This window comes from Methylophilus sp. YYY-1 (assembly GCF_029132825.1).
GTDB classification, from domain to species: domain Bacteria; phylum Pseudomonadota; class Gammaproteobacteria; order Burkholderiales; family Methylophilaceae; genus Methylophilus; species Methylophilus glucosoxydans.
Window position 1 is genome coordinate 374,179 of record NZ_WOVG01000001.1, and the last position, 26,827, is coordinate 401,005.

Sequence of the window (26,827 nt, forward strand, 5' to 3'; positions counted from 1 at the left end):
GATACCGAGCGGTAAAGGTGTGACACTCAGCGCAGAGCCTGTACAAACTCAGCAGATATAAAATTACTTGTACCAATGCTGGAATTTTTAGTGAGTAGATGAGGATTGATTTAGAGGCTGAAAAAGAAAAAAGCCCTGAATAATCAGGGCTTTTATTTGGCGGAGCGGACGGGGCTCGAACCCGCGACCCCCGGCGTGACAGGCCGGTATTCTAACCAACTGAACTACCGCTCCCGGTAATCGTTAAGCTGAAATTATAACATTGTTTTTTATAAAATCAACTAATTTTTTTAATTACTTATTCGGTACTTAGCATTGCTAATTAAAGTAACTTCTTAAGTGCCGTGTCACTCAAAAAATTAAGAGCGCAAACTTCGCACTCTTAATTTAAATTGTTTGGTGGGTGCTAACGGGGTCGAACCGCTGACATTCGCCTTGTAAGGGCGACGCTCTACCAACTGAGCTAAGCACCCGTAACAACCACTGGTGTTGCTACTGCAGTTAAGCAACAAACGCTGCTCAACCAAAGAATGCTAGTTTACAGCATCTTTAAGGCCTTTACCAGCCCTAAATTTAGGAGATTTAGCAGCTTTGATGTTAATTGTTGCGCCGGTACGAGGATTACGGCCAGAACGGGCAGAACGCTCACCTACATAGAATGTACCAAAACCAATCAAGGTCACCATATCACCTTTTTTCAATGCACCGGAAATAGCCTCAGTTGTTGCATCCAGAGCACGAGCCGCAGCGGCTTTAGAAATACCAGCAGCACTTGCAATATGATCTATCAATTCTGATTTATTCACGTGTTTCCCCTAATAACTAGTTAAAAAGACAGGTACATCCTGTACCGTCTTTATATCAAGCCGCAAAACGAGCTGTCAAGCGGTATTCCGGCCTTTTGACAATAATTCGCATCAATTTTACTAATGCGTGACAGCTTGCTCGGCATTCCCCTCGCCAGCGGCAACAATCTCGACTGCAGGCGCTTCCACAGCCAACGGTTGCGGTGCTCTTTCCAGCGCAAGATCCAACACCTGATCTATCCATTTCACGCAATGAATGTCGAGATCCTTTTTGATGTTGGCAGGGATTTCAACCAGGTCCTTTTCATTAGCTGAAGGAATCAATACCGTTTTAATCCCCCCACGGTGAGCGGCAAGCAATTTCTCTTTTAAGCCGCCAATCGCCAGCACTTCCCCACGCAAGGTGATCTCACCTGTCATCGCCACGTCTGCACGGGCTGGAATGCCCGTCAGCACAGACACAAAGGCAGTGGTTAAGGCAATACCCGCACTTGGACCATCTTTAGGCGTCGCACCTTCTGGCAAGTGGATATGAATATCCTTCTTCTCGTAAAAGTCGGTCGGAATACCCAATCCTTCTGAACGGCTACGTACCACACTCATGGCCGCAGTGACAGACTCTTGCATCACATCGCCCAACTTACCTGTGGTGATCGTTTTACCCTTACCAGGCAAAGTCACCGCCTCAATGGTCAGCAACTCACCGCCAACCGAGGTCCATGCCAAGCCTGTCACCTGCCCTACCTGGTTATCTTTAGCGGCAACACCAAAGTCATAGCGCTTGACGCCCAGGTATTGCTCAATATTCTTGCTGGTGATGTTAATCTTTTTAACGGTTTTGGTTTTGCCTTTTGCCAGCAATTGCTCTTTGACTGCTTTACGGCAGACCTTGGCAATTTCCTGCTCCAGGCGACGCACCCCCGCTTCACGGGTGTAGTAACGCACGATATCGCGCAGCACACTTTCCGCCACCGAAATATCGGTAGACTTCAAGCCATGGGCTTTAAGCTGCTTGGGTAACAAGTAGCGTTGCGCAATATTGATCTTCTCATCTTCGGTATACCCTGACAGACGAATAATCTCCATCCGGTCCAATAACGGCTCGGGGATATTCATACTGTTAGCCGTCGCGACGAACATGACGTCACTCAGGTCATAATCAACCTCGACATAGTGGTCAGCAAAGGTATGGTTTTGTTCTGGATCCAACACCTCCAGCAAAGCTGAAGACGGATCACCGCGCATGTCCTGGCCCATTTTGTCGACTTCATCAAGCAGGAACAACGGGTTTTTCACGCCAACTTTCGTCATGCTTTGCAGCACTTTGCCTGGCATGGAGCCAATATAAGTACGGCGATGGCCGCGAATCTCCGCCTCATCACGCACACCGCCTAAAGCCATGCGCACAAACTTGCGGTTGACCGCTTTGGCGATACTCTGTCCCAGCGAGGTTTTACCCACCCCTGGAGGGCCCACCAGGCACAAAATTGGGGCTTTGAGCTTGCCAACACGCTGCTGTACTGCCAGATATTCCACAATACGCTCTTTGACTTTATCAAGACCATAGTGATCCGCATCCAGAATCGCTTCTGCTGCCTGCAAGTCTTTACTGATTTTGGTTTTCTTTTTCCATGGCAGATTTAACAGAGTATCAATGTAGTTACGTACCACAGAAGCTTCAGCTGACATCGGTGACATCAGTTTCAGCTTCTTGAACTCGGCGGTGACTTTGGCTAATGCTTCTTTAGGCATGGCTGCGTTTTTAATGCGCTGGTCCAGCTCTTCCATCTCGGCATTTTCATCCTGCTCACCGAGTTCTTTCTGGATGGCTTTCACCTGCTCATTGAGGTAGTACTCGCGCTGACTTTTTTCCATCTGCCGTTTAACACGGCCACGGATGCGTTTTTCAACCTGCAGAATGTCGATTTCAGACTCCATCAGGTAGAGCAAATGCTCCAGACGCTCAATCACGCTGAGCATCTCAAGCACTTTCTGCTTTTCTTCCAGCTTGAGCGTCAAGTGGGCTGAAATGGTATCAGCCAAACGACCAGGCTCGTTAATTGTTGCCAGTGAAGTCAGAATTTCGGGGGGAATCTTTTTATTGAGTTTAACGTATTGATCAAACTGGGTCATGACCGTACGCATCAAGGCTTCGGCCTCTTTGTCATCCTGGTCTGTTTGCTCAACTTCTTCACCCAAGGCCATAAAGCACTCGTCAGTCTCCACAAAATCGGAAACGCGTACGCGATGCAAGCCTTCTACCAGGACTTTCACTGTACCATCCGGGAGCTTGAGCATTTGCAGCACGGTCGCCAGGGTACCGATTTCATACAAATCTTCAGCCACAGGATCGTCTTTGTTGGCTGACTTTTGTGCAACCAGCAAAATCTTTTTGTCACCCTCTGAAGCGCGCTCCAACGCTTTGACCGATTTAGTCCGGCCAACAAACAATGGAATCACCAGGTGGGGATAGACGACGACATCGCGCAAAGGCAATAAAGGGATTAAAGCGTTTTCCGGTGTCTCGGAGTCAAGCAAAGTGTGTTCTGTCATAGCGTCTTTCAATAAGTGTCAAAGGAACAAGTCCTTTGCATATAGATGGGAACATTCTTTGAGAATTCAAGAGAGCAAGCATCTCATGCTATTAGATGCTATCTTGCAATAGCCGGACGGCTATTGCAAGCGGGATTTAATGTGCGTTTTCAACGCGTTTTTGTGCATCCTGATAAATCAGAATTGGTTCGGAGGTGTGTTCAATCACGCCAGCATCTACAATCACTTTGGACAAGTTTTTGAGAGATGGCAGCTCATACATCAGGTCTAGCAAAGCGTGCTCGAGAATCGAACGCAGGCCACGTGCACCGGTTTTACGTTCCAGCGCTTTTTTAGCAATCAGACGCAAGGCAGACTCTTCAAACTCCAGCTCAACGCCTTCCATTTTGAACAGCTTCATGTATTGCTTGGTCAGCGCGTTTTTGGGTTCTACCAGAATCGTCATCAGTGCAGCCTCATCAAGAGACTCAAGTGTCGCCACGACTGGCAGACGACCAATGAACTCAGGAATCAAACCAAACTTGATCAGATCTTCTGGCTCCACTTCACGCAAGACTTCGCCAACCGCGCGTACATCTTCTTTGCTCTTCACTTCGGCACCAAAACCAATACCACCTTTTTCTGAACGGTGACGAATGACTTTTTCCAGCCCGTCAAAAGCGCCGCCGCAGATAAACAGAATGTTGGTGGTATCCAACTGCACAAACTCCTGATTAGGATGCTTGCGTCCACCTTGTGGTGGCACAGAGGCAATCGTGCCTTCGATCAGTTTCAACAAGGCCTGTTGCACGCCTTCACCAGACACATCACGGGTGATTGACGGGTTATCAGACTTACGGGAAATCTTGTCGACTTCATCGATATAAACAATGCCGCGCTGGGCTTTCTCTACATCGTAATCACACTTTTGCAGCAGTTTCTGCATGATGTTTTCAACATCCTCACCCACATAACCGGCTTCGGTCAGTGTGGTCGCATCCGCCATCACAAAAGGCACATCCAGCAAACGTGCCAAGGTCTGCGCCAGCAATGTTTTGCCAGAGCCGGTTGGCCCAATCAGCAAAATGTTACTTTTTTGTACCTCAACATCATCTTTGCCAGACTGGTTGCCGTCAGACAAAGGGTTATACCCCAGACGTTTGTAGTGGTTATACACTGCAACAGACAGATTTTTTTTCGCCTGTATTTGGCCAATCACATACTGATCCAAAATAGAGCAGATTTCTTGTGGCGTCGGCAATTTTTTGTCTGCGGACTTGATTTCGTTAAGGCTCTGAATTTCTTCACGAATAATGTCATTGCATAAATCAACGCATTCATCACAAATAAACACAGAGGGGCCTGCAATCAGTTTTTTCACTTCATGCTGACTTTTGCCACAAAACGAGCAATATAACAGCTTCTCGCTGTCAGATTTGTTTGCCATGCTATTCCCCTGCTAGTTACGCGCTGATTAAGCAGCGCTACGTGCGGCAATCACCTGATCTACCAAACCATAAGCTTTGGCAGCGTCAGCACTCATAAAATTGTCACGATCGGTATCGTTGGCAATGGTTTCAATACTTTGGCCAGTGTGATGGGCCATGATGCCATTGAGTTTGTCCTTCAGGTACAAAATCTCTTTGGCATGGATCTCGATATCAGACGCCTGCCCCTGGAAGCCACCCAGCGGCTGGTGAATCATCACGCGTGAGTTAGGCAGGCAGAAACGCTTGCCTTTCGCACCAGCGGTCAGCAGGAACGCGCCCATGCTGGCAGCTTGACCGATACACAGCGTGCTGACATCGGGCTTGATGAACTGCATGGTGTCATAGATAGACATCCCCGCAGTGACCGAGCCACCGGGAGAGTTAATGTAGAGAGAAATGTCCTTGTCAGGATTCTCGGCCTCGAGGAACAGCAACTGCGCCACCACCAGATTGGCGGTCATGTCATTGACCGGCCCCACCAGAAAAATGACGCGTTCTTTGAGCAGCCTGGAATAGATGTCATATGAACGCTCTCCTCGGCCACTCTGCTCAATAACCATAGGGATATATCCCAGGCCTTGTGGCTCCATACGTTGTTGCATCATGCCTTCGTTCGCGTTCATATAATTCATGGTTTAAGCACCTGCCATCATCAATTCATCAAATTTAATTTTTTTGTTTGTTACTTTGGCTTTTTCCAACACCCAGGCAACAACATTTTCTTCGGTCGCCAAGGCCGCTGGCTCATCCAGACGTTTCACATCTGCATAATACCAGTTGACCAGCTCTTCAGGTTTCTCAAAGCTTTGCGCGAAAGTATCTACCATCGCACGTACCTGATCGGCATTGGCCTGCAAGTTGTTGGTGTTGACCAACTCAGTTAAAACCAAACGCAACTTGGCATTGCGCTGTGCCTGCGTTTCAAACACAGAAGGCTCCATAGGCACTTGTGCCGGATCCACACCGCGCTGACGCAGGTTTTGTGCAGCAACCTGCATCAAACGATTAGTCTCGGCCGCAATCACTGCTTTAGGCAATTCAAAGCTGCTCTCATCGACCAAGGCCTGGAAGACAGACTCTTTAACCCGTGCCTTGATACGTTTATCTACTTCTTGCTCAAGGCTTTGCTTGATTTCAGCTTTCATGGTGTCGATGTTGCCATCTTCCACCCCGAGGCTTTTCGCAAACTCAGCATCCACTTCAGGGTAGACTGGCTGCGACACAGAAACAAACTTCACCGCATAAGACACAGCTTTACCTGCCAACTGCGCCGGATTGTGATCTTCCGGATAAGTGATCTCAAATGTTTTTTCGGTACCAGCTTTGCCACCGATCAACGCATCGTCAAATTCTTTCACACGGCCTGGTTCACCGATCACAAGATCAATACCACGGTCGCCAGTACTTTCAACCTGCTCACCATCAATAGAAGCGGTCAAAGTAATGTTAATGCGGTCACCCTTTTTCGACATGCGTTTGACCGGCTCATAGCTCACGCGCTGCTTCACCAACACATCCAATGTTTTTTCCACATCGGCATCGGTCAACTCTAAGGCTGGACGCTCAATTTTGACTTTGCTCAGATCGCCCAGTTTCACTTCCGGGAAAATTTCGAAAGTAGCAATGTATTCAAATTCCTCTGCAGCATCCTTAAACGGAATATGCTCGATATTCGGGAAGCCTGCCACACGCAGCTGATTCTGCTCTACCGCTTCACCAAAGCTGGTTTCTACCGCTTTGGAGTAAACTTCATCGCGTACCTGATTGCCATAGTGCTGGTTGACCAAACCCATGGGCGCTTTGCCCGGACGGAAACCAGCAAACTTGGCGGTACGTGAAATTTGCTGTAAACGTTGTCTGATTTGCCCTTCCAGCGGTGCCAAAGGGACTTTGATTGTCATGCGACGTTCCAAGTTGCTGACTGTTTCAACAGATACTGCTGCCATGCTGAACTTCCTGTAAAAATCGTTATTTAACGATGGGTTATGTAAGTGAGCGCCATTGAATGCGCATTTAATAATGTTTTCACACAACCTGACCACACTCTAAAGGCAGAGGCCGGCGATCAAATGATGAAAAAAGAGCGTAAAAATATAACACAAGTCTGAATTGAAATAAACTTAAAGCCAGTTTAGCGCAACTGTGAACAACACATGGCGAAAGACAGTGTGCTTGTAAACGACAACCCCATCAAAATGCGAAATGATCACTACATGAATCGAAGATGGGGTTAAGCACTTTAATTGCAAGCCGCCTAGCTTAGCAATGTTTACTCGCCCTCTTAAGCAAGCGCAACAATCGTCTCAATTTCAACCAATACATCGCGCGGCAATTTGGCCACTTGTACCGTGGAGCGTGCCGGGGTATGCGTGCCGAACACCTCGGCATACACCTGATTCATCGCCACAAAATCATCCAGATTCTTGAGAAACACGGTTGTTTTCACAACTTGCTGCAAACTGCCCCCTGCAGCCTCGATAATAGCCTGCAAATTGGATAGTACTTGACGCGTCTGGGTCTCAATATCGCCATCATTGAGCGTGCCATCAGGGCGCAAGGCGATTTGACCTGAGGTAAACAACATATTCCCGACGACAACACCTTGTGCGTAAGGCCCGATCGCGGCTGGTGCATTCGCTGTTTGTACAATATTCATTTTTCGTTCCTTTCAGAGCGTCACTCAAAGATGACTCGCTCAAATCACTCCAGATCATTTGCTTAGGCCGCTCTATCATGACCATTGAACGGCCGCCAAAAACAACAAAGGCCTCCGCAAAGGAAGCCTTTAATTTGTATCCTCCACCATCGGGTGAGGTGGTGCGAAAGGAGAGACTCGAACTCTCACGCCGCGAGGCGCTGGAACCTAAATCCAGTGCGTCTACCAATTTCGCCACTTTCGCATACTGCCATCGTTCGCTGACAATTCGCTAGTATACCCTAATTGCATCAGCTTTCACAAACTTGCCGAGTTCAGATTGACAAGCCAGCCGTTCAACTGCAAGATGCCAGATTAATCATCATAAAAACGTTGTTATAGGACAGGATATGCATTCAGCCGAAGAAAACATGCTTAGAGCGGAACTTGAGCTCTTGATGCGAGAGCGTGAAATTTTGCTCAAAATCACCGGGGTGGCTGCCGGACTCATTGCAGAACTCAACACACCGGATTTGCCAATTCGCACGGTGGAAGCTGCTGATTTATTGGCCACGACCATTAATCAGCTGCCAGAAGACCTGTTACAAGACGCGCTGGACGCTGTTCACGCGACCATCGTCAACTAAGTTCTGGTGAAGTGCATGTCTGACATGCGGGCTTGAGATGTGATGCGTCTGCTAGCTTTTGCTTTTCCATGGTTACTGACTGCTTGCGGTACTGCTTTTCAGCCACACCCGATTCCCCAACAAGAAAACATTACCACCATCCATGAAGCGGCGCCGGATGAAGATGGCTTCAAGACGTTTGTTCTAAGCAATGCACCCCAGACCGCCTGGCCTATCCAGACCTGGGATTTGGATAGCCTTACCTTATCTGCGCTTTATTTTCATCCAGCCCTTAAAGTTGCAAAATCCGATTATGCGGTTGCGCTCGCCAGCATCACCAGTGCCGGACTACGGCCGCAAGTCGGCTTGAACAGCCAGTTAGCGCATAGCAACCAGGCCAATGGCGACATCAGCCCCTGGGCTTATAGCCTGCAAGTGAGTATCCCGCTGATTACTGCTAACAAGCGACAAATCAGCATTGAAATCGCGCAATATCAGGCAGACATCGCCAAAATACAGATCGCGGAAACGGCGTGGATGCTCAGGCAGCAATTGAGCGTAGACTTGATTTTGCTGGCAGAGCAGCAAGCAATGCAGGCAAACTTGAGCAAATTGCAAACAGCACAGGATCAATTGCTGGATGCTTACCAGAAACGGCTGGATGTGGGAGTCGCAGGGCAATCTGACGTGCTGCCGATTCGTTTGCAGCGTGACCAGTCAGCCTGGCAGTTGCAGCAAACCAGTGTGCAAATCAAACAGACTGAGCAGAAAATCTTGCATGATGCCGGACTGACCACACAAAACAACCCGCTGTTTAAACTGGCGCCAGTCCAGCTTTCCCAAATTCTCAAGGAGCGCTTTGCGCATGCAGCGGTATATGCCGATGCGACCACCATACAACATTATGCGCTGACCAACCGCATGGACATTCAACGCGGCTTAGCACAATATGCCAAGGCTGAGTCGCAACTGAAACTGGAGATGGCCAAGCGCTACCCCAACCTCTCGCTCAGCCCCGGCATCATGTATGAATATGGCGATAAAATCTGGTCATTGGGATTGAGCACCATGCTGAACCTGCTCAACCGCAATTCGGATTTGTGGGCACAAGCCGAGCAAGTGAGACTGAATGAAGCTGCGCGCTTTTATGCCTTACAGCATCAGGTGATTCAATCTTCAGAGCAGGTGCATGTCAAATACCGCGATAGCGCACGTTTGCTGGTCACATTGACACAAACCTATGAACAGCAAATGCAGAGAAAGGCCCAGCTTGCAAAACAGTGGCGGCAAGGGCTGATCGACAAAGTGGAATACTTGCAAGCCGAAATTCAATTTTACAATGCGCAGCAACGGCTCATTTTGCAGCAAGCCAATGTCATGCGGGCATTGCAAGAGATTGAAAACGTAATGCAAACACCCATCGCGCTGTCACAGCGCCCGGTGGTCACCCTAAAACAACAGCAAAAGGCAACAGCCAAATGAATAAAAAAGCGCTGTGGATTATTGTGGTTCAGGTTTTACTCATTGTGGTTCTGATATGGTGCGTTGCCATTGTCGGTCGCGATGAGTATGAATCCGTCCAGAATGACGGAGATGAAACCATTGAAGGCCCCTCAAGAGTAAGCGAGCAAAATGGGTTGCAAGTGGTCAAATTGAATGCAGCCACGCAAAAAAACAGTGGCATCCAGGTGCAGCCCCTGCAAGCCTATCAATATCATGGCAATATCAAGGTGCTGGGTTCGGTGATCTCGATCCAGACACTGGTGGACTACAACAGCCAGTATCAGCTACTCAAGTCGCAATTAGCACTGGCTGAAAACATGTTGCCTAACCATCAACTGCAATACCAGCGTTACAAGCAACTGAACGAAGACGACAAAAATATCTCGGACAAGGCACTACAAGAGGCGCAGTCAGTGATGATTAGCGACCAGACGCATATCAAAACGACACAAGAGCAACTCAGGGCGCTCACAGACACCATCGTGGCACAATGGGGCAAACCGCTAGCCACCCTCATCACCCAGCAACCTTCGCAAGGCCCGCTCAATGACTTGATCAAGCAAAAAAAAGTACTGGTACAAGTCAGTTTTCCGTTGAATTATGAGGTACCAGCCACCGACTCCGTTGTTTATCTGACCCCGATTCAAGATGAAGTCACCCCCATCCGGGCAGAGTTTGTTTCGCAATCGATCCAAACCGATATCAGCAATATCGGAAAAACTTATTTTTACAGTGCGCCCGCCGATTATTTGCGGGTAGGCATGCGGGTCAATGTGGTTCCGGCCGAGGCTTCGTCAAAATCACTCAAAGGCGTACTGGTGCCCAACCAGGCGATTGCCTGGCACGGGGGCATCGCCTGGATTTACATCAAGACTCAGCCAGATACGTTTTTACGCAAACCGGTGGCTTCTGATATTGAACTCGAGCACGGCTGGTTCGATACCCATTTAACGCCCGGCACAGAAGTCGTCACCCATGGTGCACAGTTGCTGTTGTCGGAAGAGTTCAAATTTCAGATCAAGAATGAAAATGAAGATTAATCTGCAACTGTTTGAAAAAAATAGAGATTTCAAACCATGATGGCAGCCCTGGTCAGATTTTCCATCCGCTTTTACGGTGTCATCATCGGCCTGGCCCTGCTGGTAGTACTGTATGGTGTTTACAGCCTGCAGCAGAGCGACCTGAATGTTTTTCCAGAGTTTGCGCCAACACAGGTGGTGATTCAAACCGAATCGCCGGGCTTGTCCGCCAGCCTGGTAGAAAAAATGGTGACGCAACCGATTGAAAACGTGCTTTCGGGATCGATAGGCATCAAAAGCTTACGTTCGCAGTCGATTCCAGGCTTGTCCATCGTCACCGTTGTTTTCCAGGACAAGTCAGACATATACCGCAATCGGCAAATGGTTGCGGAACACCTGAACATGCTGGGCAATCTGCTACCTGCAGGCATTGTTCCCAAAATGACACCGCTGACCTCTTCCGCCAGTACCGTTCTCGGGCTGGGTATTACCTCGGAGACGCTGTCACTGATGGCGCTACGGACACTGGTCGATTGGCAACTGACTCCGCATTTGATGAGCATACCTGGTGTGGCTGACGTCAATGTCTATGGCGGACAAGTGCGTCAGTTTCAAATCAAGATTGATCCGCGCAAATTGATGCTATACCAGCTGAATGTGCAAGATGTCGTCAATGCTGCCTCCCGCGCAACTGGAGTCAGAGGGGCCGGGTTTATCCAAAATGACAATCAGCGCCTCATTCTGAATACGCAAGGGCAAACCACGACACCACAGCAACTCGCACACATTACCCTGCTCCGCAAACTTGGCCGGACCATTCGCATCAGCGATGTGGCCGAAGTCGCAGAAGGTGCGGCCCCCTCCATTAGCAGTGCGGCGATCAATGGCAAGGTGGGCGTCTATCTATCGGTGCAAGGGCAATTGGGGGCCAACGTATACGCCCTCACCAAACAGCTGGAGCAAAAACTGGCAGAGATACAGCCCAGCTTGCAACGCGCGCAAGCAACCTTGCACACCGGCCTGTTCCGCCCGGCCAACTTTATTGAAACGGCGATTCACAGCCTGCGCTCCGATATCTTGATTGGTTCCATACTGGTCATCGCCGTCTTGTTTGTATTTTTGTTCAACGTGCGTACGGCCGTCATTTCCGCCACCGCCATTCCCTTGTCACTGCTAACCGCCATTGTGGTGCTCTACCAGTGTGGTGCAGGCCTCAACATCATGGTGCTGGGGGGGCTGGCGATTGCACTGGGCGAAGTGGTGGATGACGCCATTATTGATACGGAAAATATTTTCCGCCGCCTGCGCGAAAACCGCCAGCTTGCACAGCCACAACCGCTGTCAACCGTGGTTTTTCAAGCTTCGATGGAGGTGCGCAGTTCGGTGGTCTACGCCACCATGATTGTCGCGCTGGTATTTTTACCGTTGCTGACCTTGACAGGGGTAGCAGGAAAATTGTTTGCGCCATTGGGCTACGCTTATATTTCTGCCATCTTAGCCTCATTATTCGTCGCCCTCACCCTTACCCCTGCACTCTGTTATCTGTTGCTGGCGAAAGCGCCTTTAGATGCGCAAGAATCACCTTTATTACACTGGCTCAAGCACCGTTATGTCGCCCTGCTCCACCGCATTGAACAGCATTATCAGCTCATTCTGCTGAGCAGCTTTGTGTGTATTGCACTCGGCCTGGCCCTGCTGCCTTTATTCAGGAGCCAATTTATTCCCTCCCTGCACGAAGGGCACTACGTATTGCACATGACTACCGTGCCAGGGACCTCAGAGGTGCAGTCACTCAAGCTGGGCAATCAGGTCACTAAAACCCTGCTGGAAATCCCCGGAGTGAAAACGGTCGCCCAATGGGTAGGCCGTGCCCCGAATGCAGCAGATACGTTTGGCACGCACTACAGTGAGTTTGAGGTCGAGACTGGCACCTTGCCCGGCGCTGAGCAGGAGCGTATTTTTCATGCCATCCGAGAGGAGCTGGCTGGCGAATCCACGGACGAAGAGGATGACGGTAAAGTGGAAGTTGGATTTGTCGGCGCCAATTTTGCCATGAATACGTTTTTAACCGAGCGGATTGAAGAAACCATCTCGGGTTACGCCGCTGGCCTGGTGATTAATATTTACGGCCAGGACCTGGATGCCCTGGACAGGGATGCGCAAAAAGTCGCCAGTGTATTGGCCGGGATACGCGGCATTCGTGATGTCATGGTGCAATCCCCACCTGAAACGCCAGAGATTGTGATTCGGCTCAAGCAGGAAAAACTGGCATTGTGGGGGTTGCAGCCTATGGACGTCCTGGAGACGGTTAAAGCCTGCTATGAAGGGGTGCCGGTCAACCAGGTTTACATTGGCAATCGAGCGGTCGGTGTCAGCGTGCTGCTCAATGATGCTGCACGCGACGATATTGCCGATATGCGCAACCTGCCCATTTTCAACCCAGAAGGCCAGATGCTCAAGCTGTCTGATGTCGCTTATGTTGCGCAGGAAGGTGGACGGTCAAAAATCCTGCATTCAGGTGCCAAACGCATCCAAACTGTCACCGCCAATATGGCTGGGCGTGACCAGGCATTATTGCTTAAACAGATACAAAGCGCTTTACATGAAAAGATGACACTCAATCCCGGCAACTATCTTGAATTTTCGGGTGAGGCTGAAGCTAACGCGCAATCGCGTCAGGACCTAATAATTCATTCGCTGGTCGCTGGCATCGCCATTTTTCTCATGCTATACATGGCGTTTGGCCGGCTGCGTAACCTGCTGCTAGCCTTTGCCAATCTGCCTTTTGCCTTGATTGGCGGCGTAGTGGTGACCTTTTTTAGTGGCGGCTGGATCTCGGTAGGCACATTGGTGGGGTTCGTCACCTTGTTTGGCATCACGTTGCGCAACTCCATCATGATGGTATCGCACTTCCAGCATCTGGTGGATCATGAAGGCTGTGAATGGAATCTGGAAACCTGCATTCGTGGCGCCTCAGAACGGCTGCCTTCGGTGCTGATGACCGCATTGGTAACGGCGTTAGGCTTACTCCCGCTCGCCATTGGCAGCGGCGAACCCGGGCGGGAGATTGAAGGCCCGATGGCGACCATTATTGTCGGCGGGCTGGTGTCTTCAACAATTCTTAATTTGCTGATTCTGCCCACGATCATGCTACATTTTGGCAAGTTTGAGCAGACAGCCCCTCAGTAATGCGCCTGGCTAAACCTGCATTACGCAGTTGAAATACTCGTCACGCCACAATGCTCAAAATGGCTGGCATCAAAGCCGTGCTCGCACAGCATGTATTGACTCTGATGCACCACCCGGGTTTTAAACCGCGCCAGCTTGAGAAAAGAGGTGACTCCGGTGTCTATCATGCCCATCTCCTGCAATTGCGGCAATGTCAGCGCCTGTTCTAAGCTCAGCAAGCGTTCATCAGACTTCACCAGCAACAACTGGCAAGCATCCAGTTGCAAAGCCAACCACGCGGCCAGGCTATCCGAGGTCACGTCCCAGCTGTGCGGCAGCGGATATTCCGTGGCAAATGCCTGGTTTAATGCCATTTCACTCGGCAACCAGACCAGGCCACGGTGTTGCCAGCCACGCTCGGCAATTTCAAAAGGATTACGCACCAGGGTTAGCGCGGGCATCATCGCTACCAGGCTACGTGCCATTTGATCCATGGCGTAAATTGCCAGCGCATGCGCCTGACTGTCATCGATATGTCCCTCAGGCATCGTCGCCCGCAAACGCTGGAACTCACGTACCGCATCAGCATACACACCGCCCCCGGGGACGATGATCACCTTACCATCCCCCCAGCGCACCACCAGCTTTAGCCATTGCATCAGGCTATCATAGTGGGTCACGCTGCCCCCTAGCTTGATCACCCACATCGCATCTTCCTGAACATTAGTTTTTTGCTGACCATTCGTTTTTTGTTTTAAATGCCGCAACCAGCTTGAAGAACTGCGACGCCTTGTCAAAGGTTTCCTGATACTCTTTGGCGCAATCCGAATCAGCGACAATGCCACCGCCGGCAAAAAACGTCATGCGGTCTTGGGCAATAACCGCCGTTCTAATCGCAATATTCGTATCCATACAACCATCAAAGCCAATATAGCCGATACTGCCGCAATAAATCCCACGCCGATGCGGCTCCAACTCCTCAATAACTTCCATCGCACGCAACTTGGGCGCACCAGTAATAGAACCGCCAGGGAAGCAACCGCGCAGCAAATCCAGCGCATGAAACCCATTGGCCAGCTGACCACGAACGATGCTGACCAGATGATGCACATTGGTAAATCGCTGCAATTTGAATAACGCTTCGACTTTCACCGATCCAACGGCACACACCTTGCCGATATCGTTGCGCAGCAGATCAACAATCATGAGGTTCTCGGCGCGGTCCTTGATACAGCCGGATAACTCCTGCGCAATCGCCGCATCTTGCTCAGCATCTTGGTGACGCGGACGAGTGCCTTTGATCGGACGCGTTTCCACCTGTTGATCCACCACCTGCAAAAAACGCTCAGGTGACATGGAAAGGACCGAAACAGGCACCCCCTCCCCGTCCTCCACTTGCAGCAAAGCCATAAAAGGCGCACGGCTCAATTGCCGGAAATGATCATACGCCTGACAGGGGTCACCGCGCACCTCCACGGCAAAACGCTGCGCAAGGTTAATCTGATAGCAATCCCCGGCACGGATGTAATCTTTGACGCGTGTAAAGGCCTGAGCATAAGCGGCTTGATCCAGATTGGCTTTTACGTTGCCGACGACTTCAAATGGTACGCTATTGCGTTCTGGCGCCACGGATAGCAACCTGGCATGCAGTTGCTCAAGGTCTGCTTGATCCAGATAGCGTAAATGCGAAACCAGCTTGCACTGCCGTGCATGGTGATCCACGATGATCGCCCAGTCATAAATGCCCAACATCATCTCTGGCAACGGCACGTCCTGTTGTGCCATCACTGGAATGTTTTCAATACTGCGACCCAAGTCATAGGCAAAATAGCCGAGGGCGCCCCCTGCAAACGGAACCTCAGGGGTACGTTCAACATGATGGGAGAGCAACCATTGCTGAATGACTTTGAAAGGATCTTCTTCCGTGCGGGTGCGCTGCTGATCAACCAGCACGTCTGTGTGCGGGTGCCGATGAATTATTCTCGCCACAGGGGCAGCCACCACAATATCAAAGCGCGCCCCCAGGCTGATCTCTTCATCCACGGTCGCGACCGCATCTGTTTTTTCAATCTGCCCACTTTCAAGCAACATGGGCCAAGTGAGGTCTCTCACCTGCTTGAACCAATGCATGCCTTCAGCATACGGGAGCGTCAGCGTCTTTAATGTCATTGCTGCCATAACCTCGCCACTGAATAGGCCGGAAAACACACCTCTGCATCCTTTTTTAAACTTGCCTCAGCGGCCTCTACCACAGTAGAAGCAGCGTAGTACTTCATCCCCAATTCGTCTGCCAATTGGCTGACCAGAAAACTGCCCGCACCAAGACCCACCAAGGTCTGCGGTCGGTCTTGTCCCTGCGCGATCACTGCCTGAATACTGTGCTTGATTAAGGTGAGCTGCGCTGCTTTAAACGCCTGCGCCAGAGACTGCCAGAGGTTGTCCTCGGCTGATTCGACATCATGCCCAACCATACGAGCGATGCGCCGCATGCTTTCTAACAGCGATTTGCCTTGACCATCCGCCGTGTCTGCCAGGTCATCGCTGGCCGGCAGCTCGCCCAAAATACGGTAGACATCCGCCGTGGTGGCAAAATACTCGGCAGCGATATGCCGCTGTGCACCTTGCCATTCAATAAATGGCCCCAGCGCCATCAGCGGTGTGCGGACGACACCGGTATAACAGAGTCCAGATTGCCGCATACGTTCGGCATCTGTCCAGCCTGAGGGCAAGACCTGTTGCTGCTGACATCGTGTCAGATCGCAAGTCGTACTGCCGATATCAACCACAACCATCGCGGTATCAGGCAAGGCCATGGCAAGACATTGTGCTGAGGCATGCCAATTCATGGAGGCAATCGTTTCCGCTTGGCCTGTCACATTGTCGGTAAAGGTCATGCCTGAACCCTTTGTGGCCTGATAAAATCTGGCGGCTGGCAAATAGCGATGGACCGTTTCCGCAATTGCTTGTACGCCTTGTGCCCGATTTTCAAATAAATCCACCAACTCGCCGGTCATGGTAATGACATGATCGCATTCGTCCGCCGACAATTGCCAGTCATGCAACAGATGCTTAATGGCCTCTTCCAATCGCGGCAGGCCTTTCCATAAAGCGCATGCCTGCTGTGAAACGTTGAGTACCTGCGATTGTGTATCCAGCATCACCGCTTTGACATGCGCACCGCCAATATCCCATCCAATGACAGGTTTAGACCTGGTCATATCCCCCCTCTTGCAATGTGTTCAGCGTGAGTCTTAGCGAGCTGCTAGCCACGTCTGCTTGTAACTGATTGTTTAATACTGCCTGCAGAATGACTCCTGCCGGATTGCTGTTCATTATCCTCGACAATCCAATATACGGAGTGGTTAATCGTGGATTGATTTCAACCAGAACCAAGGCGCCCGCAGCATTCAAAATCATATCCGCCCCCCAATAACCGATCAGGCCCGGGATCGCACGATGCACTTGCTCGGCCAGTCGCTGCATGGCGAAAATCTGATCCGTCGCTTCGTTGACACCAGCCCCGTTAAAAGTAAATTCACCATTGACGATTTCCACCTGCTGGCGATGCGCAGCGATCACTTTTACCTGGTTAGCGGTAGCCACCACTGACATGCTCAAGGCAATGCCTGGCACATAGGGCTGTAGCAAAAACCGCGTCTGACTCAGCAAGGAATTATTGATTAAATTATTTTTAAATTCAATCAGTTCAGAATCTTTTTTAAAGTAATATGTTGCAGTGCAACCCGCGCCATCATCAGGTTTCACTACCCAGCCATGCAACTGCCCCTGAGCAAACCAGGACAGCGATTCAAATGTGGTCAGTTCAGCCAACATCACGTGTGGCACCACTGGCACACCGGCCTGGTGACAAAGCTCAGCCATGCATGCCTTGCTGGTGGTGTCGGCAATAGCCTGTGCCGTGCATCCGACCCATGGAATACCCATGTCTTGCACCAGATGACACAACGCTTGCAGAATCCCCTGCGTTTCGGGTGCGATCACCCAACAGGCATCAATGTCCTGCTCAGCGAGTTGCTGTTGCCATACCGAATGCGCATTTTCATGCGCCTGTATGGCAACACTCTGCGCCATTGCAGGCGGCATCACGCGGTAGTCATGGCTAGTGATACAATCCATGCCCAGCGCAGCCAGGTCTGCCAATAGGGCGTCTCGCATCAACAGCCCTTCCTGCAGCAAACTGGCAGGCAAGGCTTCTGCAACCAAGCCGCCGGCGCTAATGTATTCACAAACCCAGATTTTGAAACGAGTGGTATTTTGCATATTATTCCCGTCATCGATTTGATGCATGGCCAGGTGGTCCAGGCCATACAAGGCCAGCGCCAGCACTACCGTCCTATTCAATCGCAACTGACGGAGAGCCATGCCCTGATCGATATCGTGGCAGCTATTTTACAAGTTTATCCGTTTGACTGCCTGTATATTGCAGATTTAAATGCCATCACTGGCCAAGGCACGTTGCCGAACCACCTGTCCTTGATCCAGCAGGCGATGGTCGAGTTCCCGCAATTAGCCTGGTGGATAGACGCAGGTTTTCAAACCGCCGACCAGCTGATTCCTTGGCAATCTGCCCGCATCACCCCTATTCTGGCCAGTGAGTCTATGCAAGATGATCAAACCTATGCACAAATGCGGCAAACGTGCCCAAACAGCCTACTCTCGCTGGACTTTTTCCAAGATGGCTTTCATGGGCCCACCCAACTGCTCTCAGCGCCACAGCAATGGACACACCCCACCATCGTCATGAGCTTGCCCAAGGTCGGGGCAAATCGCGGCCCAGACCATACACAACTGGCCACGCTCAAAGCGCAGCATCCGCAACAAGCTTTATATGCCGCTGGTGGCGTACGTGATGCGCAAGATATTGAAACCTTATCGCAGGCAGGCGCCAGCGGCGTATTGATCGCCAGTGCGCTCCATCAAAAGCAACTCACAGCACATGATTTATCCAAATGGGGCGCATAAAAAAACCGGTCATACGACCGGTTTTTTATAGGCCAAGCCTAAACACTTACTCAAGGTTTGCATGCAATGCGCGCATGCCTTCTTCTGTCAGGCCTTTAGCATGAATCAATTCAGAAATCGCGCCTTCAAGGAATACCAAGGTCGACAGCTCGAACTGACCACCCATAGGCATGCCTTTGACCAGTGGGAAGCTGTCATCCTGACCAATTTGAATCACCAGGTCAGCCACATCTGCCATGGCAGAAGTTTTCTTCATGGAGATAACCACCAGTTTTGCGCCCACTTCTTTGGCTTTTTTCACAAATGGCAGCAACGTCGCTGTACCACCGGAACCAGAAACCAATACCAGCAAGTCACCTTTTTTGATGGCTGGAGTCACCACTTCACCGATCATGTAAACGCTGTAACCGGAGTGTACCAGGCGCATGGCAAAGAAACGTGAGACCAGCAGTGAGCGACCTGCGCCACCAATGAACGTAGAACCTGCCTCATCAACCAACTTGAGCAGCTCAGCTGCTTTTGATTTGTCGGTCACGTCAAGAATGCGTTTCAGGTTGTCCAGAATAAATTGTTGATGATCCATTTTTAAATCCTGTGTAAACATAAAATTGAATAAAAAACCCGACACATTACTGGGTCGGGTTTTTATGATCGCTAATCAATAATTGCTTATTGATGCTTAAATGAATTAAGCGTGAGCGATAGCAGTGATTTCTGCAGCAGCAGCAGCTGGGTCAGCAGCGCCGTAGATAGCAGCACCAGCAACGATGATAGTCGCGCCAGCGTCACGTACTTGAGCAGCTGTAGCAGCTTTAACGCCACCAGCAACAGAGATGTCAACACCCAGGTTCAAACCGGCAACAGCAGCCAGGTCAGCAAATGGAGTTTGACCAGCAGCTTGTTGGTCCAAACCAGTGTGGATACCGATGATGTGTGCACCAGCAGCAGCAACTTCTTTAGTTTTAGCAACTTTGTCTTCAACGCTGATCAGGTCAACTTGAGCTTTTTTGCCGTATTTGTTAGCAGCTTTGATTACGCCTTTGATTGTACCGATGTCGGATACGCCCAAAACTACGCAGATGTCAGCACCAGCTTTGTAGAATGGCTCAGACTCGTACTCACCAGCGTCCATAGTTTTCAGGTCAACCAGGATCTTGTTGTTTGGGAACTTAGCGCGCAAAGTTTCCAGCAATTTGATACCGTTGTGCTTGATGCATGGTGTACCGATTTCCAGAATGTCAACGTGTGGAGCAACTTTTTCTGCCAAAGCGATAGTTGCGTCGAAATCCAATGAGTCTAATGCCATTTGTGTTAATGCCATGTTTTTCTCCAAAAGTTAAAATTTAAATGCTATTGCTAGCGTACTACCAATTCAAGCTGGTCGCCCATAGTAAGCTCGCAGCCAAAATAAGTCAATGTTGCAGGCCAATTTATGCCTGACTTAAAAGCCACACGGGCAGATCACTGCCCGTGTGCATTATCGCATGGCGATATTACAGTTTTGCGGCTAATGCAGCTTCCAGTTTATTCTGGTCAGCCACAAAACCACGGATACCTTCAGCCAACTTTTCTGTCGCCATTGGATCCTGATTCAATTCAAAGCGGAACTGCTCTTCTGTCAATTTGGCAGGCACTTCTTTGGTTTTTCCGCCATCTTTCAATACTTGAGTCAATGTACCTTCAGTCGCAGCCAACTCTTGCAGCAGGTTTGGAGACACGGTCAAACGGTCACAACCAGCCAAGGCAATCAGCTCGCCAGTGTTACGGAAAGAAGCACCCATTACCACGGTTTTGTAACCGTGTTCTTTGTAGTACTGGTAGATCGCGCGCACAGAAACCACACCTGGGTCAGTTTCTTGTGTGTACTCAGTGCCTGGGTTTTTCGCTTTGTACCAGTCGAGGATACGGCCAACGAATGGGGAGATCAGGAATACGCCAGCTTCAGCACACGCACGGGCTTGACCAAAACCGAACAGCAAAGTCAGGTTACACTGGATGCCTTCTTTTTCAAGAATCTCACCGGCCTTGATACCTTCCCAGGTAGAAGCCAGTTTGATCAATACGCGGTCTTTGCTGATGCCAGACTCTTGGTACAGGCTGATCAATTTGCGACCTTTAGCAACCATGGCGTCGATATTGAAAGACAGACGTGCATCCACTTCTGTAGAAATACGGCCTGGAACCACTTTAGTGATTTCAGCGCCAATCAACACAGCCAATTTATCCGCTGCGTTCTCAATTTGTTGCTCTTTAGAGCCGCCTTGTGCTTTAGCATAAGCAATGGCAGTGTCAATCAATGGTGCGTATTCAGGGATTTGGCTAGCCTTCAACACCAGAGATGGGTTTGTGGTTGCATCCACAGGTTTAACACTTTTAATTGCTTCAACATCACCAGTGTCAGCCACGATGGTTGTCATTGCTTTCAACTGATCTAATAAATTTGCCATTCGATTGCTCCTAAAAATTGCAATTATCGTTTACGTATTGTTATACACAAAAACCTCGAACATTATAACTGAATTTATTTGAGTTGGTTAAGCCTCGTTTTGGCCTTGGATAAGCCCCGGGGCCAGGTCCACCTCACACACAACGCGTATTTTTTTGATTAAAATCAAATGATTGAGCCGGATTTTTACAGTGAATAAAGGCGCTTTGACTTTTCATTCACCCCCTTTTCGGGCACAATTCACCTTTTTTGCAAGTAATCTATCCGTTGGGCATATGGGCTCTGTCACCTCTTTAAATAAAGAACACCATCAGACTCGCTTCGCACAATTACCCGTAGACTGGTATCTCAACCCGGAAATCTATGCGCTGGAGCAGGCGCATTTGTTTTCCTTGCTGCCACAATACATGGGGCATACGCGCATGGTGCCTAACGCCGGAGACTACCGGGCGCTGGATTGGATGCACGACGCCGTGGCCTTGGTCAACCAGCAAGGCACGCCTCAACTGATCAGCAATATTTGCCGTCACCGGCAAGCAGTCATGCTCAATGGACAAGGCAATACGCAACATATCGTCTGTCCGCTGCATCGCTGGACATACGACCTGAGCGGACAATTGCTCGGCGCCCCGCATTTTGAGCAAACCCCTTGCCTGCACCTTGAAAAACAATCCCTGACAGAATGGCAAGGCCTGCTTTTTAAAGCGAACGAGGCCTCCAGCAAACAAAAAGGTCTGGAGATTAGCCAGGTGTTAAAAACGCTTGGTTGCAAGCAGGACTTTGACTTCACCGGCTATTATTTTGATTCGGCGATTGTGGATCACTATGATTTCAACTGGAAGACTTTTATCGAAGTCTACCTGGAAGACTACCATGTAGGCCCTTTCCACCCTGGCCTGAACCAGTTTGTTGATTGTGGTGAACTGCACTGGGAATTTGGCGAACACTACAGCGTACAAACCGTGGGCTACAAACCGCTGCCAGATTACAGCCTGTCGCCAGTCTACAAGCACTGGCAACAAACGGTCACCGATTACCAACAAGGCACCGCGCCTAAATACGGCGCCATCTGGTTCGTCATGTATCCTTTCCTGATGATCGAGTGGTACCCCAATGTGTTGGTCGTCTCGCACATCATCCCGACCGGCGTCGAGTCGTGCAAAAACGTGGTCGAATTTTACTATCCAGAAGATATTGCGCTGTTTGAGCGTGAGTACATCAAAGCGCAGCAAGCGGCTTATTTTGAGACCGCAGTAGAAGATAAAGAAATCTGCCAGCGTATGCAGGATGGCCGCAAAGGCTTGTATCTGCTAGGTAAAGATGAGCGAGGCCCCTACCAGCACCCGATGGAAACAGGACTGGAGCACTTCCATCAATGGTATCGCCGCCAGATGGAACCGCATCTACCTGCTCACTTGCCACGCTAACCGAACACCCACCTTACTGTTTCCGCTTGAAAAAACCACCTTCCCCACGCTCCTGGCACCCCCAACATTGGCAGCTGGGTAGCTACTGGATGTTGCTGGCAGGCTTGGGGTTTGCCATCATGGGCGCATTTGTCAAAGCAGGCGCAGCACGCTTCACCACCAGTGAACTGGTGTTTTACCGCTCAGCCTTTGGCTTTGTGATGATTGCCGCCATCGTTTACGGTCAAGGCAAGCAGATAAAAACACCGCTACTCAATATGCAGCTGCGCAGAGCCGGCGTGGGGTTCACGGCCTTGCTGCTATTTTTCTATGCCATCGCGCATTTACCGCTGGCCACTGCCATCACACTCAACTACACCTCGCCCATGTTCCTCGCGCTGCTCTCCCCCTGGCTGCTCACAGGTGACCAGCCACTGACGCGCCAACAGCGGTTGAGGCTTAATCTATTCGTCTTGGGAGGCTTTATTGGCATTTGTCTGCTCTTACAACCTACGTTCCATCGCGAGCAATGGCTGGCCGGGGGCGTGGGTCTGCTCTCAGGCATTGGGGCAGCGCTCGCCTATGTCCACGTCAAACAACTGGGGATACAAGGCGAACCCGACTGGCGTACCGTCTTTTACTTCACACTGGTTTGCACGATTGCCAGTGGCGGCTGGATGTTGATCGACCATGTCACACCCCTACGCTGGCAAGACCTGCCATTATTGTGCGGTCTCGGCCTGTCGGCAACCTTAAGCCAACTGGCGCTCACCCGAGCTTACCGCACAGGCAACACCTTGACGGTGGCAAGCCTGGCTTATAGCACCATCGTCTTTGCCACTCTGCTTGGGATCCTCTTCTGGGCAGAAGCCCTGAGTCTGCTTGAAATAGCTGGCATGCTGCTGATTATCGGCTTTGGTGTTTTAAGTACCCGCAGCCGCGCTTAAAGCAATCCCAAGGCCTTACCCTCCCCCCCAAAGTGCAATAAAAAAAGTCATTCTTATTGCTAAGAATGACTTTTTATTAAAGACCTAAGCTGGTTTTAATTGAACGCTTATGGCTCCAGCAAGCCACAACGCATGGCAATCAGCGCAATCTCGGCAGAGTTTTGTGCGTTGAGTTTTTGTTTGATGTTATACAGGTGCGTGCCCACGGTACGCGGACTCAAAAACAAGGTTTCAGCAATCTCGTTGGTAGATTTGCCTCGCGCCAGCGACATAAACACTTCAAACTCGCGTTCGCTGAGCACATCGACCGGATTTTGCTCACCTGATAATTGCTGAATCGCCATTTGCTGGGCCACACTGGCTTCAAGATACTTCTTGCCTTGCGCCACACTGCGGATGGCTTTGATCAACTCTTCCGCCGCACTGCGCTTGGTGACATAGCCCATCGCTCCGGCATTTAGCACGCGCTTGGGATGCACGGAGTCTTCATGTGCAGACAGTACAAGGATACGTGCGTGACTATCTTTGGCAAGAATCCGCTCAATCGCCTCCATGCCGCCGATACCAGGCATGGTGATATCCATCACCACCACTTGCGGATGATGCTCCTGATAGGCCTTGATGGCTGCCTCGCCGCTTTCAGCCTCAGCAATCACCTTGATATCCTGGTCGGACTCCAGCAACATTTTAAAACCCATCCTGACCACGGCATGGTCATCCACCAGCATTACACTAATCACACTTGTCTCCCCTTTATTTATGCTGATTCTATAGGCAACCGAACTTCCAGGGTGGTTCCACGGCCAGCATCTGGCTGCGAAACTACTTTAAATTGCCCATGCAATGCTTGTACACGTTCACGCATGCCCAGCAAGCCAAAATGCTTGGTCTGGTCCACGTTGTCGATATGCATCCCCACGCCATCATCACAGATCATCAGGCGCAAGCCATCCTTATCCAGCAGCAAATGCACATTGATACATTGTGCATGCGCGTGCTTGATAGCGTTATTCACCGCCTCTTGCACAATGCGGTAAAGATTGATGTTCACATTCTCGCCCATGGGCTGAAACTCGCCAGAGACATGCAGCTGTATGCTTAATTCTGGATGCTGCGCCTGGTAACCAGATATCATATCGCGCAAGGTTTCCACCAGGCCCATATTATCCATGGCGGCCGGACGTAACTGGCGGATGATATTGTGCATGCCGTCGTAAATATGGTTGGCCGCCGCCACGATGGTCTGCGCATTGGCAGAGATATCAGGCGTGGTCGCCTTGGTTTTGTTCACAATAGCCACGGCAAAGGTTTTGATCGCGGTCACATACTGGCCGAGCTCATCATGCAGCTCACGCGCCAGGCTGCGCCGCTCGTCTTCAATATGCTGCTGTATCAGTTGCGTAAGCTGGCGGTTTTGCTCCAACTGGCGCTCGGCATCCAGCGAGACAGCCATCTGGTTCAAGCTTTGGCCAATACGGTCAAACTCGGGCAAAGAGAAGCGCTCCAGGCGCGTTGTCAAATCACCCTGCTCTATGCGGTTAATCGCATGCAAAATATGCCTGACCGGACGCAACGCATGACTCAGCAAGCCATACACTAGCAAGTTGAGCAGCACAAAAAAACCAATGCCCATAATCATCAATTGCCTAAAGCCGGACCAAGCCTCCCGAATTGAGCCTTCTGCACTGGAGTGAACAATCAGCACCCCATACCGCACCCGGCGCGTCACGGTTTCGACCTTGGGGGCCACCAGACGTACAAACCATTGTGGCGGGATGACTTCAGATTTAAAAGTGGAGCCAGGAGAAAGATACAACGGGTTATTGGCGTAGTCATACAGCTCAATCCGGCTGCTGCGCACATAGCCCAAAGAGCGTAAAAAATCCTGCAACACATAATGCGTCGGCCCCAGGCTGGGATTCATGGCAGAACTGACAATCACCGTATCCAGCAATTGCACCGTCACCCGCGTAGCCGCCTCCACCCGCTCACGAATACTGTCTTTGGTGTCGCGCACCAACACCACGCCTGCCGCGACCAAAAAAGCCAGCGACAGCATGGTGACTAAAAGATTTAACCTGAAACGTAAACTCATGGAAAGTGATGATAATCGCAATTGCCCTATTAGACTTTAACTACCGCGCATTCTCACAGCGCAAAATCATTAAATTCAACCAATCCGGCGCTTAGTCTTTAATCTTCAAAGCATCCCATTCCTTGGGTTTAGGCGGGTAAGCCAATGGCAGTTGATTCAGCGTCTCCAGCAACAAACGTGAAATCAGCAGATTGCGGTTGGTTTTAGAATTGGCCGGGATCACGTACCAAGGCGCATGTTCGGTAGAAGTGGCTTGCAAGGCAGACTCATACGCTTGCATATAATCCTCCCAAAGCGCGCGCTCCTCCAGGTCTTTTGGATTAAATTTCCAATGCTTAGTCGGTTCATCCAGACGCTCTTGCAGGCGCTCCTTTTGCTCTTCTTTCGAGATATGTAAAAAACACTTGATCAGTGTTGTGCCCGTCTCGGTCAACATACGCTCAAAATCGTTGATTTGCTGGTAACGGCGCTTGCATTCCACCTCATCAATCCAGCCATGCACCTTCACAATCAGCACATCTTCATAATGACTACGGTTAAAAATTACCAACTCACCTTTAGCCGGCACCTGCGCATGCACCCGCCATAAATAATCATGCGCCAACTCATCAGCGCTAGGCGCTTTAAAACTCGCCAGCCGAATGCCTAACGGGTCACAAGCACTGAACACATGCTTCACTGTGCCATCCTTGCCGCTGGTATCCATGCCCTGCAACAGCAAAACCACCTTATGCTTGCCCTCAGCATGCAAAATATCCTGCCGCGCATTAATCGCCTCAGTCAGTCTTGCCAACTCAGCTAAATCCTGCGCTTTATCTTCACTCCGCGCGGAACGGTCATCGGGAGAATATTGCTTGAGGGAGAATTTTTTAGGGTTAACGCGGTATTTTTCCAGCTTTTCCATGAGGCCTGCCAAGATGACAAAATCACAAGCAGTGTATCTCAAGCTGAGAGGGTTGCAAAAGGTCTGATTAGCTTGGGATCACAATACGTGGGCAACGCCCCCTACTCGGCTTTAAACTTTATTCAAAGGCAGTTTAAATCAGTCCGGAATGGCGTTAAAAACAGATTGAATATGGACGATTGAATCACAGCTGAACTGCCAGCGTTGATGTGTAGCGGGTTGGACCCGCGCCGGGAGTGCCTGATTATTTCTAGGGGAGCTGATATA

At 50.3% G+C, this 26,827-nt stretch carries 23 protein-coding genes and 3 tRNA genes; 7 read left to right on the forward strand and 19 right to left on the reverse strand.

Annotated elements, in window-relative coordinates; all coding sequences use genetic code 11:
• Positions 1–157: 157 nt before the first annotated feature.
• The 9 genes from GOC95_RS01665 to GOC95_RS01705 form a co-directional block, all read right to left on the reverse strand.
• Positions 158–234: transfer RNA gene (locus tag GOC95_RS01665), tRNA-Asp, on the reverse strand.
• Between the two features lie 163 nt (positions 235–397).
• Positions 398–473, reverse strand: a tRNA-Val gene (locus tag GOC95_RS01670).
• Between the two features lie 60 nt (positions 474–533).
• On the reverse strand, positions 534–806 hold the full coding sequence (locus tag GOC95_RS01675; protein ID WP_018985281.1) for an HU family DNA-binding protein: 273 nt from the start codon (positions 804–806) through the stop codon (positions 534–536).
• Positions 807–926: 120 nt separating this feature from the next.
• Positions 927–3,359: an endopeptidase La gene (gene lon / locus GOC95_RS01680; protein ID WP_194747641.1), complete on the reverse strand. Its 2,433-nt coding sequence runs from the start codon at positions 3,357–3,359 to the stop codon at positions 927–929.
• Positions 3,360–3,495: 136 nt separating this feature from the next.
• Complete coding sequence (clpX, locus tag GOC95_RS01685) at positions 3,496–4,785, reverse strand: ATP-dependent Clp protease ATP-binding subunit ClpX (protein WP_194747643.1); 1,290 nt, start codon at positions 4,783–4,785, stop codon at positions 3,496–3,498.
• Between the two features lie 27 nt (positions 4,786–4,812).
• Positions 4,813–5,460: an ATP-dependent Clp endopeptidase proteolytic subunit ClpP gene (gene clpP / locus GOC95_RS01690; RefSeq protein ID WP_275355305.1), complete on the reverse strand. Its 648-nt coding sequence runs from the start codon at positions 5,458–5,460 to the stop codon at positions 4,813–4,815.
• Positions 5,461–5,463: 3 nt separating this feature from the next.
• The gene (gene tig, locus GOC95_RS01695; protein ID WP_275355307.1) at positions 5,464–6,774 is read right to left on the reverse strand and encodes a trigger factor; all 1,311 of its coding nucleotides are present in this window, start codon (positions 6,772–6,774) and stop codon (positions 5,464–5,466) included.
• 335 nt (positions 6,775–7,109) lie between these two features.
• Complete coding sequence (locus GOC95_RS01700; RefSeq protein ID WP_275355309.1) at positions 7,110–7,484, reverse strand: RidA family protein; 375 nt, start codon at positions 7,482–7,484, stop codon at positions 7,110–7,112.
• A gap of 159 nt (positions 7,485–7,643) precedes the next feature.
• A tRNA-Leu gene (locus tag GOC95_RS01705) sits at positions 7,644–7,728 on the reverse strand.
• Between the two features lie 145 nt (positions 7,729–7,873).
• Between GOC95_RS01705 and GOC95_RS01710 the strand changes: the two genes are divergently transcribed.
• The 4 genes from GOC95_RS01710 to GOC95_RS01725 are packed head-to-tail and all read left to right on the forward strand — an operon-like array spanning position 7,874 to position 13,800.
• Positions 7,874–8,110: a hypothetical protein gene (locus GOC95_RS01710; RefSeq protein ID WP_194747649.1), complete on the forward strand. Its 237-nt coding sequence runs from the start codon at positions 7,874–7,876 to the stop codon at positions 8,108–8,110.
• A 42-nt stretch (positions 8,111–8,152) separates the two neighbouring features.
• Positions 8,153–9,571: a TolC family protein gene (locus GOC95_RS01715; protein ID WP_275355310.1), complete on the forward strand. Its 1,419-nt coding sequence runs from the start codon at positions 8,153–8,155 to the stop codon at positions 9,569–9,571.
• On the forward strand, positions 9,568–10,632 hold the full coding sequence (locus tag GOC95_RS01720) for a hypothetical protein (protein ID WP_275355312.1): 1,065 nt from the start codon (positions 9,568–9,570) through the stop codon (positions 10,630–10,632). Before GOC95_RS01715 ends, GOC95_RS01720 begins: the two co-directional genes overlap by 4 nt.
• A 36-nt stretch (positions 10,633–10,668) precedes the next feature.
• Entirely contained in the window at positions 10,669–13,800 is a 3,132-nt protein-coding gene (locus tag GOC95_RS01725) for an efflux RND transporter permease subunit (protein WP_275355315.1), read from the forward strand.
• 20 nt (positions 13,801–13,820) lie between these two features.
• Here the strand turns inward: GOC95_RS01725 and GOC95_RS01730 are convergent, their stop codons facing one another.
• Genes GOC95_RS01730 through GOC95_RS01745 form a run of 4 tightly spaced genes read right to left on the reverse strand, consistent with a single transcriptional unit; the run spans position 13,821 to position 18,060 of the window.
• Positions 13,821–14,486, reverse strand: coding sequence for a hypothetical protein (locus GOC95_RS01730; RefSeq protein WP_275355318.1), 666 nt, complete (start codon positions 14,484–14,486; stop codon positions 13,821–13,823).
• 16 nt (positions 14,487–14,502) lie between these two features.
• Positions 14,503–15,948 carry an aminodeoxychorismate synthase component I gene (pabB, locus tag GOC95_RS01735; RefSeq protein ID WP_275356377.1) on the reverse strand — a complete coding sequence of 482 codons (1,446 nt, stop codon included), beginning with the start codon at positions 15,946–15,948 and terminating at the stop codon, positions 14,503–14,505.
• On the reverse strand, positions 15,945–16,997 hold the full coding sequence (locus GOC95_RS01740; RefSeq protein WP_275355320.1) for a hydantoinase/oxoprolinase family protein: 1,053 nt from the start codon (positions 16,995–16,997) through the stop codon (positions 15,945–15,947). The genes pabB and GOC95_RS01740 overlap by 4 nt, the downstream gene beginning before the upstream one ends.
• A complete protein-coding gene (locus GOC95_RS01745; protein WP_275355322.1) occupies positions 16,984–18,060 on the reverse strand; it encodes an ATP-grasp domain-containing protein in 1,077 nt (358 codons plus the stop codon). The genes GOC95_RS01740 and GOC95_RS01745 overlap by 14 nt, the downstream gene beginning before the upstream one ends.
• Between GOC95_RS01745 and GOC95_RS01750 the strand changes: the two genes are divergently transcribed.
• The gene (locus tag GOC95_RS01750) at positions 18,055–18,762 is read left to right on the forward strand and encodes a HisA/HisF-related TIM barrel protein (protein ID WP_275355324.1); all 708 of its coding nucleotides are present in this window, start codon (positions 18,055–18,057) and stop codon (positions 18,760–18,762) included. The two genes, GOC95_RS01745 and GOC95_RS01750, sit on opposite strands and share 6 nt — an antisense overlap.
• Before the next feature lie 46 nt (positions 18,763–18,808).
• Here GOC95_RS01750 and hxlB read toward each other — a convergent pair whose 3' ends face one another.
• From hxlB to tal, 3 genes are all read right to left on the reverse strand, one after another.
• Positions 18,809–19,345: a 6-phospho-3-hexuloisomerase gene (gene hxlB, locus GOC95_RS01755; RefSeq protein ID WP_091470596.1), complete on the reverse strand. Its 537-nt coding sequence runs from the start codon at positions 19,343–19,345 to the stop codon at positions 18,809–18,811.
• A gap of 105 nt (positions 19,346–19,450) precedes the next feature.
• Positions 19,451–20,083 (reverse strand): 3-hexulose-6-phosphate synthase, encoded by a 633-nt coding sequence (hxlA, locus tag GOC95_RS01760; protein ID WP_194747659.1) that lies wholly within the window; start codon positions 20,081–20,083, stop codon positions 19,451–19,453.
• 172 nt (positions 20,084–20,255) lie between these two features.
• On the reverse strand, positions 20,256–21,209 hold the full coding sequence (gene tal, locus GOC95_RS01765) for a transaldolase (protein WP_194747660.1): 954 nt from the start codon (positions 21,207–21,209) through the stop codon (positions 20,256–20,258).
• Between the two features lie 274 nt (positions 21,210–21,483).
• On the opposite strand from tal, the gene GOC95_RS01770 reads away from it, so the two are divergent.
• Both GOC95_RS01770 and GOC95_RS01775 read left to right on the forward strand, forming a co-directional pair.
• Positions 21,484–22,635, forward strand: coding sequence for an aromatic ring-hydroxylating dioxygenase subunit alpha (locus tag GOC95_RS01770; protein WP_275355332.1), 1,152 nt, complete (start codon positions 21,484–21,486; stop codon positions 22,633–22,635).
• Positions 22,636–22,661: 26 nt separating this feature from the next.
• Positions 22,662–23,561 (forward strand): DMT family transporter, encoded by a 900-nt coding sequence (locus GOC95_RS01775; RefSeq protein WP_275355334.1) that lies wholly within the window; start codon positions 22,662–22,664, stop codon positions 23,559–23,561.
• 107 nt (positions 23,562–23,668) lie between these two features.
• On the opposite strand, the gene GOC95_RS01780 is transcribed toward GOC95_RS01775, so the two are convergent.
• The 3 genes from GOC95_RS01780 to GOC95_RS01790 form a co-directional block, all read right to left on the reverse strand.
• Positions 23,669–24,289, reverse strand: a complete 621-nt coding sequence (locus GOC95_RS01780; RefSeq protein ID WP_194748431.1) for a response regulator transcription factor — start codon at positions 24,287–24,289, stop codon at positions 23,669–23,671.
• A 29-nt stretch (positions 24,290–24,318) separates the two neighbouring features.
• Complete coding sequence (locus GOC95_RS01785) at positions 24,319–25,656, reverse strand: ATP-binding protein (RefSeq protein ID WP_275355335.1); 1,338 nt, start codon at positions 25,654–25,656, stop codon at positions 24,319–24,321.
• Positions 25,657–25,747: 91 nt separating this feature from the next.
• Positions 25,748–26,560, reverse strand: coding sequence for a polyphosphate kinase 2 family protein (locus GOC95_RS01790; protein WP_275355336.1), 813 nt, complete (start codon positions 26,558–26,560; stop codon positions 25,748–25,750).
• Positions 26,561–26,827: the final 267 nt, after the last annotated feature.

What these genes read in the sequence shown, in the direction of transcription:
- lon (WP_194747641.1), bottom strand. Translation starts at nt 3,359, where the DNA reads ATGACAGAACACACTTTGCTTGACTCCGAGACACCGGAAAACGCTTTA.
- clpX (WP_194747643.1), bottom strand. Translation starts at nt 4,785, where the DNA reads ATGGCAAACAAATCTGACAGCGAGAAGCTGTTATATTGCTCGTTTTGT.
- clpP (WP_275355305.1), bottom strand. Translation starts at nt 5,460, where the DNA reads ATGAATTATATGAACGCGAACGAAGGCATGATGCAACAACGTATGGAG.
- tig (WP_275355307.1), bottom strand. Translation starts at nt 6,774, where the DNA reads ATGGCAGCAGTATCTGTTGAAACAGTCAGCAACTTGGAACGTCGCATG.
- GOC95_RS01700 (WP_275355309.1), bottom strand. Translation starts at nt 7,484, where the DNA reads ATGAATATTGTACAAACAGCGAATGCACCAGCCGCGATCGGGCCTTAC.
- GOC95_RS01710 (WP_194747649.1), top strand. Translation starts at nt 7,874, where the DNA reads ATGCATTCAGCCGAAGAAAACATGCTTAGAGCGGAACTTGAGCTCTTG.
- GOC95_RS01715 (WP_275355310.1), top strand. Translation starts at nt 8,153, where the DNA reads ATGCGTCTGCTAGCTTTTGCTTTTCCATGGTTACTGACTGCTTGCGGT.
- GOC95_RS01720 (WP_275355312.1), top strand. Translation starts at nt 9,568, where the DNA reads ATGAATAAAAAAGCGCTGTGGATTATTGTGGTTCAGGTTTTACTCATT.
- GOC95_RS01725 (WP_275355315.1), top strand. Translation starts at nt 10,669, where the DNA reads ATGATGGCAGCCCTGGTCAGATTTTCCATCCGCTTTTACGGTGTCATC.
- GOC95_RS01730 (WP_275355318.1), bottom strand. Translation starts at nt 14,486, where the DNA reads ATGTGGGTGATCAAGCTAGGGGGCAGCGTGACCCACTATGATAGCCTG.
- pabB (WP_275356377.1), bottom strand. Translation starts at nt 15,948, where the DNA reads ATGACATTAAAGACGCTGACGCTCCCGTATGCTGAAGGCATGCATTGG.
- GOC95_RS01740 (WP_275355320.1), bottom strand. Translation starts at nt 16,997, where the DNA reads ATGACCAGGTCTAAACCTGTCATTGGATGGGATATTGGCGGTGCGCAT.
- GOC95_RS01745 (WP_275355322.1), bottom strand. Translation starts at nt 18,060, where the DNA reads ATGCAAAATACCACTCGTTTCAAAATCTGGGTTTGTGAATACATTAGC.
- hxlB (WP_091470596.1), bottom strand. Translation starts at nt 19,345, where the DNA reads ATGGATCATCAACAATTTATTCTGGACAACCTGAAACGCATTCTTGAC.
- hxlA (WP_194747659.1), bottom strand. Translation starts at nt 20,083, where the DNA reads ATGGCATTAACACAAATGGCATTAGACTCATTGGATTTCGACGCAACT.
- tal (WP_194747660.1), bottom strand. Translation starts at nt 21,209, where the DNA reads ATGGCAAATTTATTAGATCAGTTGAAAGCAATGACAACCATCGTGGCT.
- GOC95_RS01770 (WP_275355332.1), top strand. Translation starts at nt 21,484, where the DNA reads ATGGGCTCTGTCACCTCTTTAAATAAAGAACACCATCAGACTCGCTTC.
- GOC95_RS01780 (WP_194748431.1), bottom strand. Translation starts at nt 24,289, where the DNA reads ATGCTGGTGGATGACCATGCCGTGGTCAGGATGGGTTTTAAAATGTTG.
- GOC95_RS01785 (WP_275355335.1), bottom strand. Translation starts at nt 25,656, where the DNA reads ATGAGTTTACGTTTCAGGTTAAATCTTTTAGTCACCATGCTGTCGCTG.
- GOC95_RS01790 (WP_275355336.1), bottom strand. Translation starts at nt 26,560, where the DNA reads ATGGAAAAGCTGGAAAAATACCGCGTTAACCCTAAAAAATTCTCCCTC.